This window comes from Streptomyces sp. NPDC044984, assembly GCF_040646935.1.
Classification (GTDB): domain Bacteria; phylum Actinomycetota; class Actinomycetes; order Streptomycetales; family Streptomycetaceae; genus Streptomyces.
Genome location: NZ_JBEZBE010000004.1, coordinates 133,484 through 145,235, shown reverse-complemented (window position 1 = coordinate 145,235; position 11,752 = coordinate 133,484). Strand labels below are relative to the sequence as shown.

Genomic DNA, 11,752 nt, shown 5'->3' with positions numbered 1-11,752 from the left:
ACAGACAGCCCTGGAAGCGGACCCGTGAGTGCTGCCCGGCGTCGCGGCGTGCTCGACGCCCTGCGTCGAGGAGCGGTCCCGGAAAGCGGACTGGACCTGCTAGCGACCGGCCTGGACCGCTTCGGAACCGCACTCGACGCGGAACTCGACGCCGTCAGGTCGGGATCCTCGGTGTTCAAGGCGGTGCGCGGCGAGTACGGGTCCGGCAAGACGTTCTTCGCACGGTGGCTCGGTGAGCGTGCCAAGCGGCGCAACTTCGCCGTCGCCGAGATCCAGATCTCGGAAACCGAGACCCCGCTGCACAAACTCGAGACCGTCTACCGACGCCTCACCGAGCGGCTGGCCACACCCGGGTTCCCGCCCAGCGCGCTCCGGCCGGTCGTGGACGCGTGGTTCTACGCCCTCGAAGAGGACGCGCTCGCCGCCGGAGCCACCGAGGAGGAACTGCCCGGCAGGGTCGAACAGCTGATGACGGCCCGGCTCACCGAGGTGTCCCGGCACGCCCCGTCGTTCGCCACGGTGCTGCGGGGGTACCGAACCGCAGTCGAGGTAGGCGACGAGGCCACCGCCTCGGCCGTCATGGCCTGGCTGGGCGGTCAGCCACACGTGGCCGCCGCCGCCCGCAGAATCGCCGGAGTGCGTGGCGACCTCGATCACTTCGGTGCTCTCGGATTTCTGCAGGGACTGCTCACGGTCCTGCGCGACTCAGGGCACTCGGGGTTGCTCGTCGTCCTGGACGAAGTCGAGACCCTGCAGCGGGTACGTTCCGACGCCCGCGACAAGGCGCTCAACGCACTGCGCCAGCTCATCGACGAGGTGCACTCAGGGCGCTTCCCCGGCCTCTATTTGCTGATCACGGGCACGCCGGCGTTCTTCGACGGCCGTCAGGGCGTACAGCGTCTGGCCCCGCTCGCCCAGCGGCTGGCCACCGACTTCACCACCGATCCGCGCTTCGACAACCCGCGTGCCGTACAGCTCCGGCTGCCCGGATTCGGTCAGGACTCGCTGATCGACCTGGGAAGAACGATCCGGGACTTGTACGCGTCAGGTTCATCGGCCTCCGCGCACATCACGGACGTAGTGGACGACGCGTACATCGCCGACCTGGCCAAAGCAGTCGGGGGCGCGCTGGGAGGCAAGGTGGGGATCGCCCCACGGCTGTTCCTGAAGAAGCTCGTGGGCGATGTCCTCGACCGCGTCGACCAGTTCGAGGACTTCGATCCGCGTGAGCACTACGCGCTCACCGTGAGCGCCGCGGAGCTGACCGAGGTGGAGCGCAACGCCGCGGCGGCCGATCGCGCCGACGACGTCGAACTGGACCTCCCGTGAGCGCAGCCGCGCCCGACCCGATGGACCTGCTCCACCCGGGACTGGTCCACCACATCGTGAACACCTTGGGATGGCCCGGCCTGCGCGCACTCCAGGAAGAGTCGATCACCCCTCTGGCCGACGGAGCGGACGCCGTACTGATCGCTCCCACCGCGGGGGGCAAGACCGAGGCCGCGTGCTTCCCCCTGCTGTCGCGGATGGCGCAGGAGAAATGGGACGGCACCTCGGTCCTCTACGTCTGCCCGCTGAAAGCGCTGCTCAACAACCTGCTGCCCCGACTGGAGACGTACACCTCCTGGCTCGGACGCTCCGCCGCGCTCTGGCACGGCGACGTGACGCACTCTCGCCGCAAGCGCATCCTGCGTGAACGGCCTGACGTGCTGCTGACCACCCCCGAGTCCCTCGAGGCCATGCTGGTCAGCGCGAAGGTCGACCACCGGGCGTTCTTCTCCGGGTTGCGGGCGATCGTCGTGGACGAGGTACACGCCTTCGCAGGCGACGACCGTGGATGGCACCTGCTGGCCGTACTGGAACGGCTGGAACGAGTGGCCGGACGCCCGGTGCAGCGCGTGGGCCTGTCCGCGACCGTGGGAAACCCGGACGAGCTGCTCGCCTGGCTGCAGGGAGCGGCATCGGGTCAGCGCGCGGCACGGGTCGTAGCCCCACACCTGCGGGAACAGGCTCCGAAGCTCCCTCCCCCCGGGGACGTCCAGCTCGACTATGTCGGGTCCCTGGCCAACGCGGCCACGGTGATCGCGGCGCTGCACAGGGGCGAGAAGCGACTGGTGTTCTGCGAGTCCCGCAAGCAGGTCGAAGAACTTGGTGCGACGCTGCGAGCGAAGGGTGTGACCACCTTCCTGTCCCACGCCTCACTGTCCGCCGACGAGCGGCGACGGGCAGAAGATGCCTTCGCGGAAGCCCGCGACTGCGTGATCGTCTCCACGAGCACCCTGGAACTGGGCATCGATGTCGGCGACCTCGACCGGGTCGTGCAGATCGACGTACCCAACACCGTGGCCTCGTTCCTGCAGCGCCTGGGGCGCACCGGCCGACGCCCCGGATCCATCCGGAACTGTCTGTTCCTGACCACCGACGACGCCGGCCTGCTGTCCGCAGCAGCGCTCCTGCTGCTCTGGTCGCGCGGCTGGGTGGAGCCGGTCGTTCCTCCTCCGGAGCCACGACACATCGCAGCACAACAGGTGTTGGCGCTCTGCCTCCAGGAGCACCGGGTCGGCGACCGGCTGTGGCAGGAATGGTGGGGAGGGCTCGGTCCCTTCGGCCCGTCCGCCGAGCCGATCGTGCGTCACCTGGTCGAGCAGGGCTACCTGGACCGGGACGGCGAGTTCTTGTTCATCGGTCCCGAGGCGGAACAGCGTTTTGGTTACCGGCACTTCATGGACCTCACCGCGGTCTTCACCGCCGCCCCGGAGTTCACTGTGCTGTCCGGCCGCACCGAGATCGGTACGACCGATCCCGTGCTGCTCACCGACGAGGTCGCCGGCCCTCGTCGACTGCTGCTCGCCGGGCGCAGTTGGCAGGTGACGTACATCGACTGGTCACGCCGCCGCTGTTTCGTCGAACCCGTGGAAAACGGTGGCCGGGCTCGCTGGGGCGGCATCGGTCTGGCCCGGACCTCCTCGTACGAGCTGACGCGGGCGGCTCGCGATGTCCTGCTCGGTTCGACACCTCCGGTCGGGCTCACCCGCCGTGCCGAAAGCACGCTTGCTCGTGTGCGCGACGAAAACGCCGAGGTGGTGCACCGCGACGGCACCGTCATCGTGCGTGGAAGCCGTGAAACCAACCTGAAATGGTGGACGTGGGCGGGCTATCGCGCCAACGCTACTTTGGCCGCCAGCCTGTCCACCGTCACCGACCCGCTTCAGCGCCCCACGGACACGTACGTCCGCTTGCGCGAGGACATCACACTCCAGGACTGGAAGCGGGCGGCTGCGGACGCCGTCGATCATCTATGCCTCCCTGATGTGGATCCCCGCACACTGGCCGGGCTGAAGTTCAGCACGGCTCTTCCGCCGCGTCTGGCCGGGGCAACGCTTGCGGCTCGGACGGCCGATCTGGACGGTGCGGCAATGTCGTTGCGCGAGGCAGTCAGATTTACCGTCAGGTGAGGGGACCTCCACCCCGGGAACCTACGGGTACGTCTGGATTCACGACAGCACCTCGCAGTCGGTCGACGGACCGTTTTCCCGGCCTTGGTCATCATGAGCGACCAGCGGCAGGCTGATCGGCACCGACCGCCACCGCCCTGCACTCCCTTTATCGCCGCGCCCTCCACTGAACATCGCGGCTTTCGGCACGAACAGTACTAGCGAGGGGCGGTTTTCGGCCGATACCCGCTTCCGGAACGGAAGGTTCCCGGACGCCCTGTCGCACCTGATGGTTGATCAATAACCTTGTGCGGTACACGAAGTCACGATCGCAGGGAGCTCCATGTCCACCGCCCAGCAGGTGCCCGACATCCTCTCGCCCGAGTTCGCGGCCGACCCCTATCCCGCCTACCGGGTGATGCGGGAGACCGCTCCCCTCATCTGGCACGAGGCGACGAAGAGCTACATCGTCTCGCGCTACGAGGACGTCGAGCGCGTCTTCAAGGACAAGGCCGGGGAGTTCACCACCGACAACTACGCCTGGCAGCTCGAGCCCGTGCACGGCAAGACGATCCTGCAGCTCAGCGGGCGGGAGCACGCCGTGCGCCGGGCCCTCGTCGCGCCCGCCTTCCGCGGCAGCGACCTGGAGCGGAAGTTCCTGCCGGTCATCGAGCGCAACTCGCGCGAGCTGATCGACGGCTTCCGGCACACCGGCTCCGCCGACCTGGTCGCCGACTACGCCACCCGCTTCCCGGTCAACGTCATCGCCGACATGCTGGGCCTGGACAAGACCGACCACCCCCGCTTCCACCGCTGGTACACGGCCGTCATCGCCTTCCTCGGGAACCTGTCGGGCGACCCCGGGGTGACGGCGGCGGGCGAGCGGACCCGGGTGGAGTTCGCCGAGTACATGCTGCCGATCATCCGGGAGCGCCGCGAGAACCCGGGCGACGACCTGCTGTCCGTGCTGTGCGCCGCCGAGGTCGACGGGGTGCGGATGAGCGACGAGGACGTCAAGGCGTTCTGCAGCCTGCTGCTCGCCGCGGGCGGCGAGACCACCGACAAGGCCATCGCGGGCATCTTCGCGAACCTGCTGCGCCACCCCGACCAGCTCGCCGCCGTCCGCGCGGACCGCTCGCTGATCCCGCGGGCCTTCGCCGAGACCCTGCGGTTCACCCCGCCCGTCCACATGATCATGCGGCAGTCAGCGACGGAGGTGGAGCTCAGCGGCGGCACCGTGCCCGCGGGCGCCACCGTCACCTGTCTGATAGGCGCCGCCAACCGCGACGAGAGGCGTTACGCCGATCCCGACCGTTTCGACGTCTTCCGCGACGACCTCACCACCACGACGGCCTTCTCCGCCGCCGCCGACCACCTCGCGTTCGCGCTCGGCCGGCACTTCTGCGTCGGCGCGCTGCTGGCCAAGGCGGAGGTGGAGATCGGCGTCGGCCAGCTCCTCGACGCCATGCCCGACGTGCGTCTCGCCGACGGGTTCGAGCCGGCCGAGCAGGGCGTGTTCACCCGCGGACCGCAGAGCCTGCCGGTGCGGTTCACTCCCGTGAAGGGCTGACCCGGTGGAGGGCTGACCCCTACGAGCGGTCCGCACGGGCGCGATCCACGCGGGTCGCTCCGTGCCGGCCCGCCCGTGACGCCCGCCCGTGACGCCCGCCCGGGCCGGTCGCCCCCGAGCCGACCGGCCCCTGCCGGCCCCGCCCCTTCCCGCTCCCCGGCCCGCCGATCCGCGCCGTGGTCCGGGCCCCGCCGAGGGGCCCGGACAGGCGTGCTACTGCACCACCGGCGTGAACCGCACCGGAAGCGACGACAGCCCCCGCATCCAGATCGACGGCCGCCAGGTCAGTTCCTCCGGGTCCACCGACAGCACCAGGTCGGGCAGCCGCTCCAGCAGCGTCTCGACCGCCGTCCGGGCCATCACGTCCGCCAGCAGCGGGGCCGGGTACGGGCAGCGGTGCTCGCCGTTGCTGAACGACAGGTGCGCGGCGTTCTCCGCGCCCACGTGTCCCTCGGGCCAGATCTGCGGGTCGGTGTTGGCCGCGGCCAGCCCCAGCACCAGGCAGTCGCCGGCCCGGATCTGCCGGCCGCCCAGCTGGACGTCCCGCACCGCCCACCGTCCGATGAAGTTCTGCGTCGGCGTGTCCAGCCACAGCACCTCGTTGAGCGCCTCGCCCACGCTGAGCCGGCCGCCCGACACGTTCACGGCGAACCGCTCGTCCGTCAGCAGCAGGCGCAGCGTGTTGCAGATCCAGTTCGCCGTCGGCTGCTGCGCCGCCGCGATCACGGAGATCAGGTCCTGGACGACCTCCTCGTCCGTCAGACCGGCCGGGTGGGTCAGCATGCGCGAGGTGATGTCCGGGCCGGGGGCGGCCCGCTTGTCCTCCACCAGCTGCCGCAGCCGCTCGCCCACGCGCCCGTACGCCGCCACCGGGTCGTCGCCCTCCCCCGCGTCCAGGGAGATCCGCAGGTCGTCGACGAGCCGGCGGGTGTCCTCGCCCGAGGTCGGCATCCCGCACAGCTGCACCACGGTGCGCATCGGCAGGGCGTGCGCGTAGTCGGCCATCAGCTCCGCCTGCCCGCTGCCGGCGAACCGGGCGATGAGGTCGTCGGCGATCAGCAGGCAGTCGTGGGACAGCTCGAACTGGTCGACCCCCTCCAGCGCCTCGGTGATCACCCCGGACCGCCGCCGGTGCTCCTCGCCCTCGGTGAACAGCACCGACGGCTGGTACCCGACGAAGGGCAGCAGCGGCCAGTCCGGCGGGATGTTCTCCCACTGGTTCCAGCGCCGCGAGTCCCGCGCGAACAGCTCGTCGTGGCTGGTCACGTACGTGACCTCGGAGTAGCCCAGCACCAGCCAGGCCGGGATGCCGCCGTCGAGCAGCACGGGCGCGACGGGGCCGTGCTCCCGGCGCAGCGCGCGGTAGAGCTGCGACGGCGTCTGCTGGTACTCGAGCCCCGTCAGGGGCACCGCGCCGGAGTGGGCGGGGCACCCCGGGGGCGCCGGGGGCGCCGGGTGCGCGTAGGGGCCTCCTGGGTCGGTCACGGTGTCGCCTCCTCGGCGATGGCCAGGGCGTGGAGGTGGTTCACGAGGGTGATCAGCACGTCCTTGCCGGAGTGCCGGACCCGTGCGTCGCAGTCGACCATCGGCACGTGGGCGGGCAGGGCGAGGGCCTGGCGGATCTCGTCCAGGGAGTACCGTTCGGTGTCGTCGTCGAACCGGTTCACCGCCACCACGAAGGGCGTGCGGTGGTGCTCCAGCCGGTCGATCGCGTACCAGGAGTCGTCCATCCGGCGCGTGTCCACGAGGACCACGGCGCCCAGCGTCCCCGAGAACAGCCTGTCCCACAGGAACCAGAAGCGCTCCTGGCCGGGCGCGCCGAACAGGTAGAGCACCATGCGGTCGTTGAGGCTGATCCGCCCGAAGTCGAACGCGACCGTCGTGGTGGTCTTCGTCGTCACCGCGCCGGTCTCGTCGACGCCCACGCCCGCCTGGGTCATCACCTCCTCGGTGTTGAGCGGCCGGATCTCGCTCACGGAGCGGACCAGGGTCGTCTTGCCGACGCCGAACCCGCCCACGACGACGATCTTCAGACCGGTCTCCGCGGTGTCGTTCAGCGGTGTGCGGTGGGAGGGCAGCTCAGAGGTTGCGGAGCCCATGGAGCACCTCTTGGAGTAGGGCGGAATCAGGCAGGGAGGCGACGGACGGCGCCGCGCGCGGATGGCGGGCGGTGATGCGGCCGGTGTCCAGCAGGTCGCCGAGCAGGATCCGCACCACCATGACCGGCAGCCCGAGCTCCGCGGCGATCTCGACGACGGCGACGGGGTGCCGGCACAGCTCCAGGATCCGGGCGTGCTCCGACTGCATCCCCGGCACCGGTCCGCTCTCGCTGACGATGAGGGTGACCAGGTCGAAGGACTCGTCGGCGCGGCTGCGTCCGCCGGTGACGGTGTAGAGCCGGTCCGGATCACCCGTGTCGACGGGCTTGCGCGTCACGACGTGCCGCTCCCCCTGGACTGGTCCCGCGGCTCGGCCCGCAGGTGCTCGCCGAGCTGCTCGACCAGCTCCGTCATCTGGTGGCCGATCACTCCGGGATCGGCGTCCTCCCGGGCGACGACGGCGAGGTGCGCCCCCTCGCCGGCCTCCACGATGAACAGCAGGCCGCCGTGGAACTCGGTCATCGACTGCCGGACGCCGCCGGTGCCGTCGCCGAACTCCATGGAGGCCCCTTGGGCGAGGGCCTGGATGCCGGAGCAGATCGCCGACAGCTGGTCGGCCCGGTCGAGCGTCAGGTGCTCGCTCCAGCAGAGCTTCAGGCCGTCCCGGGACAGGACCAGGGCGTGACGTGCGCCGGGGGTCTGTTCCAAGAGGCCCTGCAGGAGCCAGGTGAGGCTGTTGTCGGTGGTCTGCATGATGGGTGATGGGACGGTGGTGTCCGGCTGACCGGTCACCGGCCCGTTCCTCCTATCTCACGAGCTCGAGCGGGAAGGGGCGCCGTCGCCCCGGACGCCGTACGGGAAGGGGTGGGACTGACGCCGTACGGGAGAGGGGTGGGCTGACGCCGTACGGGGAGGGGGCGGGACTACGGAGCCGCGGGCGGCTCCGCCCCGGGGCGGGCGGACGGTCCGGCGGTGCCGTTTCCGGACTGGCGTGCGCGGTGGAAGGCGCCGAACCGCGAGCCCGCGTCGCGTGCCGGGCGCCGCGTCGACGCCGTGTCACCGGCCTGGGCGGACGCCGACTGGCGCTGCTCGCGTTCGCGTTCCGCCTCGGCCATGGTGCGGCCGGGGGCGCGGACCGGCAGACCGTTCGGCGTGGTGCCGTCGGGCCGCCGGTGCCGGCCCGGTTCGGGCAGCTCGGGCCGGGCTGCGGGGCGCCCGGTGGCCGCCGGGGGCAGTGCCGCGGCCGCGGGGCGGACGGTGGCGTCGGGCAGCGGGGCCGGGGCGGCGGAGTGCTCGGCGGCCGGGGGCAGTGCCGCGGCCGCGGGGCGGACGGTGACGTCGGGCAGCGGGGCGGGCGCGAGGGCGGCGGGCATCGCGTCGGGCCGGGGGGCCGTCTCGTGCGGGACCGGGTCGCGCTGCTGGGCGAGCAGGTCCAGGGGCAGCAGGACGACGACGCCGGTGCCGCCGCGGGAGGAGGGGCGGTAGTTGACGCTGATGCCGTACTTCGCCGCGAGCCGTCCCACCACGGCCAGGCCGAGCCGGGTGCCCTGCAGCGAGGCGAGGTCGGTGACGCGGCCGGTCACGGCCTCCTCGGCGCGGCGCATCGCCGCGTCGGCCATCTTCAGGCCGCTGTCCTCGATGGTGACGACGATGCCGGCGCTGCGGTCCTCGACGTAGACGTGCACCTCGTCGATGGGCGGGGAGAAGTTCGCGGCGTTGTCCATCAGTTCGGCGAGCAGGTGCATCACGCCCTCGGCGGCGAAGCCGGAGACCGCGGCGCGGGTGGAGCAGTGCAGGCGCACCCGCTGGTAGGCGGCGATGCGGCCGACGGCGCCGCGCAGGATGCTCTCCATCACGATCGGCTTGTTCCAGGCGCGGCTGGACCTGCCGCCCATGAGCAGCGCCAGCCGGTCGGTCATCAGGCCCAGCTGGGAGGTGCTGTGGTCCAGCTTCAGCAGGTCGCCGAAGACCTCCTCGCCGTGCCGCTCCTGCATCTCCCGCAGGTCGGCGAGCATCCGCACGGCCTTGGCCTGGACACGGCTGAGCGCCTTGGCGGAGGCGGCCTGCGCCGCGGCGGCGCGCCGCTCGCTGTGGGCGAGTTCGCGGATGAACGATTCGGCCGGGGTGCGCAACGCCGGCAGCCGGGGCAGGTCGGTTTCGGCGAGCACGGTGTCGGCGGACCGGCCCTCGCGCAGCCGGGCGACCGCGGCGGGCAGCGTCTCCCTCACGAAGTGCTCGTACTCGGCCGCCGCCTGCTCCACTTCGTCCCGCATCCTGCGGTGTTCGCCGTCCAGGGCGACCACCCGCCGCACGTCCTCCTCGACGGTGGCGGCGAAGGTGTGCGTGATCCGCCGCAGTTGCGGGTCGGACGGCGGCGGCACGCTGCCCAGCACGTCGGCCGCGCTCGCGCCCTCCCGCAGCCGCTGGGCCACGGCGGGCAGCGTCACACCGGCCAGGTGCGACATCTCGGCCGACAGCCGGGCCGCTTCCGCCTTGAGACGGCTGTTCTCCGCCTCCCGCTCGGCGGCCGCGCGGCGGGCCCGGTGGACGAGCCGGTGGTCGGCGAGGACGGTGACGGCCACGCACACCCAGCCGGCCACCACCACGGCCAGGGTCCACGTGGAGGCGCCGGACGGTGCCAGGGCGACCGCCGCGCCGCCGGCGGCGGCGCTCGTCACCAGCACGGCCGACCGTGGGGCGAACGAGGTGCGCGGCGCTCCCACCGGTCGGTGCTGGCTGGGCGAAGCAGGCACTGGCATGGAACGGTCCCTCGGTCGTGAGAGCAGGGGAATCGGGGCGGCGGCACGACGCAGCCGCGGGCCGGAAAGGAGGTCAGCCAAAAGGAAGGCGATCTTCCGACCACGTACGGCTCATGCTAATCACCCGGATGTGCGAGAAGGCCCAGCTTGTTGCACAGTCCGTCAGCAATCCGAGTTCGTCGGGAACCCATCGCCCGTGCGTCCCGCTGTGGTAACCGGGATGACACCGGCGGACCCGGCCGGAGAGCGGAAATACGGGCGGAAACGGGACTGCCACGACGTCACACCGCCTCGACTACGGAGCTTCACCGGCCCCACCACCCGAACGAGCTAACTAATTTCAGCCAACCATACGAACGCCGGGCCGCTTTCACGCCCAGGCCGTCGTGACGGCCGAGGCGCCGGAGTGTGGAAATACCGCCGATCGTGAAGTTTCCGTGATGGCGGGGAGCGGACCGCGGAGAACGGAGAGCGGGGAGCGGACCGCGGAGAGCGGGGAGCGGAGAACGGAGAGCGGGGAGCGGACCGCGGAGAACGGAGAGCGGGGAGCGGACCGCGGAGAGCGGGGAGCGGACCGCAGAGAACGGAGAACGGAGAGCGGCAGACGAGTCGGGCTGTACGCCGGGTTCTGTTCCGGCGGGTCCTCGCGGGCCCGCCGGCGACGGCCATCCATCTAGGGCCGGCGTTGCCGCCGGCCTCGTGCGGTCTACCCGCGGACTCGGGCGGGCAGCCCTCGAACGTCCGCGCAGAGACGCCTTCTCTTCCGAGGAGGCGTCTCCTCTTGACCTTGCTCCGGGTGGGGTTTACCTAGCCGCCTGAGTCACCTCAGGCGCTGGTGGTCTCTTACACCACCGTTTCACCCTTACCCGGCGCCTGAGCGCCGGGCGGTCTGTTTTCTGTGGCACTGTCCCGCGGGTCACCCCGGGTGGCCGTTAGCCACCACCCTGCCCTGTGGAGCCCGGACGTTCCTCGGGAAGTCCCGTGAGGGACTCCACGCGGCCGCCCGCCCGGCTCGTCTGCCGTGCCGACCATGGTACCGGGCGCGGGCGGGGCTTCGGCGCGGCGGCCGTCGCCAGGACCGAGCCGGTGAGGATCAGGGCGAAGGCGGCCAGGACGGGAGCGGTCAGGGGTTCGTCCAGGAAGAGCGCGCCGGCGGCCACCGCGATCGCCGGGTTGACGTACGTGATCACCGACGCGCGGAGGGGGCCGGCCTCCTTGATCAGCTCCAGGAAGGCGACGAAGGCGATCGCCGTGCAGACGACGCCGAGGGCGGCCAGGGCGGCGATGCTCTCGGCCGAGGGCAGGGCCGCCGGGCGGGTCGCGACCGCCGCGGGGGCGTAGACCAGGGCGGCCAGGGCCAGGCAGGGCGTGATGAGGTGCAGCGTCGGGACGTCCTTGAGGTGGCGGTCGGCGATCAGGGGGGCCGTGGCGTAGCCGATCACCGTCACCAGGACCTCCGCCAGGGAGAGGGCGTCGCCGCCGGTCAGGTGGGGGACGGTGAGGACGCCGACGCCGCCGAGACCGAGCGCCAGGCCCGTGATCCGGCGGACGCCCAGCGACTCCGCCGCGCCGAAGAAGCGGGCCAGCAGGACGCCGACGATCGGTACGCCCGCGATCAGCAGGCCCGCCGTGGAGCTGGACAGGTGGCGTTCGGCGTCGGTCAGGGTGTACCAGGGGCCGACGATCTCGATGACCGCGAACGCCAGCATCGGTTTCCAGTGCGCCCGCACGTTCCGGGCCAGACCCGGCTGGCGCAGGGCGAAGGGGAGCAGGAGGGCGGCGCCGATCGCGCAGTGCGTGAACACCACCGCCGACGGGGACACCTCGTCCACCGCCACCTTGATCATCAGATAGGGGATGCCCCAGACCACTCCCATCAGGGAGAACAGG

At 71.6% G+C, this 11,752-nt stretch carries 8 protein-coding genes, 1 other RNA gene and 1 pseudogene; 3 read left to right on the top strand and 7 right to left on the bottom strand.

Features of this window, described 5'->3' with window-relative positions; all coding sequences use genetic code 11:
* Nucleotides 1-24 precede the first annotated feature (24 nt).
* The 3 genes from brxD to AB0A94_RS06165 all read left to right on the top strand — a co-directional run bounded on the left by brxD (nucleotide 25) and on the right by AB0A94_RS06165 (nucleotide 5,004).
* A complete protein-coding gene (gene brxD, locus AB0A94_RS06175) occupies nucleotides 25-1,329 on the top strand; it encodes a BREX system ATP-binding protein BrxD (RefSeq protein ID WP_361739529.1) in 1,305 nt (434 codons plus the stop codon).
* A 20-nt stretch (nucleotides 1,330-1,349) separates the two neighbouring features.
* Nucleotides 1,350-3,455 carry a DEAD/DEAH box helicase gene (locus tag AB0A94_RS06170; RefSeq protein WP_361739929.1) on the top strand — a complete coding sequence of 702 codons (2,106 nt, stop codon included), beginning with the start codon at nucleotides 1,350-1,352 and terminating at the stop codon, nucleotides 3,453-3,455.
* A 322-nt stretch (nucleotides 3,456-3,777) separates the two neighbouring features.
* Nucleotides 3,778-5,004: a cytochrome P450 gene (locus AB0A94_RS06165; protein ID WP_361739526.1), complete on the top strand. Its 1,227-nt coding sequence runs from the start codon at nucleotides 3,778-3,780 to the stop codon at nucleotides 5,002-5,004.
* 213 nt (nucleotides 5,005-5,217) lie between these two features.
* Here AB0A94_RS06165 and AB0A94_RS06160 read toward each other — a convergent pair whose 3' ends face one another.
* From AB0A94_RS06160 to AB0A94_RS06130, 7 genes and pseudogenes are all read right to left on the bottom strand, one after another.
* A complete protein-coding gene (locus tag AB0A94_RS06160; RefSeq protein ID WP_361739523.1) occupies nucleotides 5,218-6,489 on the bottom strand; it encodes a cytochrome P450 in 1,272 nt (423 codons plus the stop codon).
* Nucleotides 6,486-7,103, bottom strand: a complete 618-nt coding sequence (locus AB0A94_RS06155) for an ATP/GTP-binding protein (protein ID WP_361739520.1) — start codon at nucleotides 7,101-7,103, stop codon at nucleotides 6,486-6,488. The genes AB0A94_RS06160 and AB0A94_RS06155 overlap by 4 nt, the downstream gene beginning before the upstream one ends.
* Nucleotides 7,084-7,440 (bottom strand): DUF742 domain-containing protein, encoded by a 357-nt coding sequence (locus tag AB0A94_RS06150; RefSeq protein ID WP_030859372.1) that lies wholly within the window; start codon nucleotides 7,438-7,440, stop codon nucleotides 7,084-7,086. Before AB0A94_RS06150 ends, AB0A94_RS06155 begins: the two co-directional genes overlap by 20 nt.
* Nucleotides 7,437-7,856, bottom strand: coding sequence for a roadblock/LC7 domain-containing protein (locus AB0A94_RS06145; protein ID WP_217128605.1), 420 nt, complete (start codon nucleotides 7,854-7,856; stop codon nucleotides 7,437-7,439). Before AB0A94_RS06145 ends, AB0A94_RS06150 begins: the two co-directional genes overlap by 4 nt.
* A gap of 170 nt (nucleotides 7,857-8,026) precedes the next feature.
* The gene (locus tag AB0A94_RS06140; RefSeq protein ID WP_361739516.1) at nucleotides 8,027-9,862 is read right to left on the bottom strand and encodes an ATP-binding protein; all 1,836 of its coding nucleotides are present in this window, start codon (nucleotides 9,860-9,862) and stop codon (nucleotides 8,027-8,029) included.
* A 601-nt stretch (nucleotides 9,863-10,463) separates the two neighbouring features.
* An RNA gene (rnpB, locus tag AB0A94_RS06135) (RNase P RNA component class A) lies at nucleotides 10,464-10,877 on the bottom strand.
* Between the two features lie 115 nt (nucleotides 10,878-10,992).
* Nucleotides 10,993-11,709, bottom strand: a pseudogene (locus AB0A94_RS06130) (DMT family transporter); the annotation flags it as partial.
* Nucleotides 11,710-11,752 lie beyond the last annotated feature (43 nt).

Bases quoted from the DNA above. Each gene is read 5' to 3' on its own strand.
- AB0A94_RS06140 (WP_361739516.1), bottom strand. From the start codon at position 9,862: ATGCCAGTGCCTGCTTCGCCCAGCCAGCACCGACCGGTGGGAGCGCCG.
- AB0A94_RS06145 (WP_217128605.1), bottom strand. From the start codon at position 7,856: ATGCAGACCACCGACAACAGCCTCACCTGGCTCCTGCAGGGCCTCTTG.
- AB0A94_RS06170 (WP_361739929.1), top strand. From the start codon at position 1,350: ATGGACCTGCTCCACCCGGGACTGGTCCACCACATCGTGAACACCTTG.
- AB0A94_RS06155 (WP_361739520.1), bottom strand. From the start codon at position 7,103: ATGGGCTCCGCAACCTCTGAGCTGCCCTCCCACCGCACACCGCTGAAC.
- AB0A94_RS06165 (WP_361739526.1), top strand. From the start codon at position 3,778: ATGTCCACCGCCCAGCAGGTGCCCGACATCCTCTCGCCCGAGTTCGCG.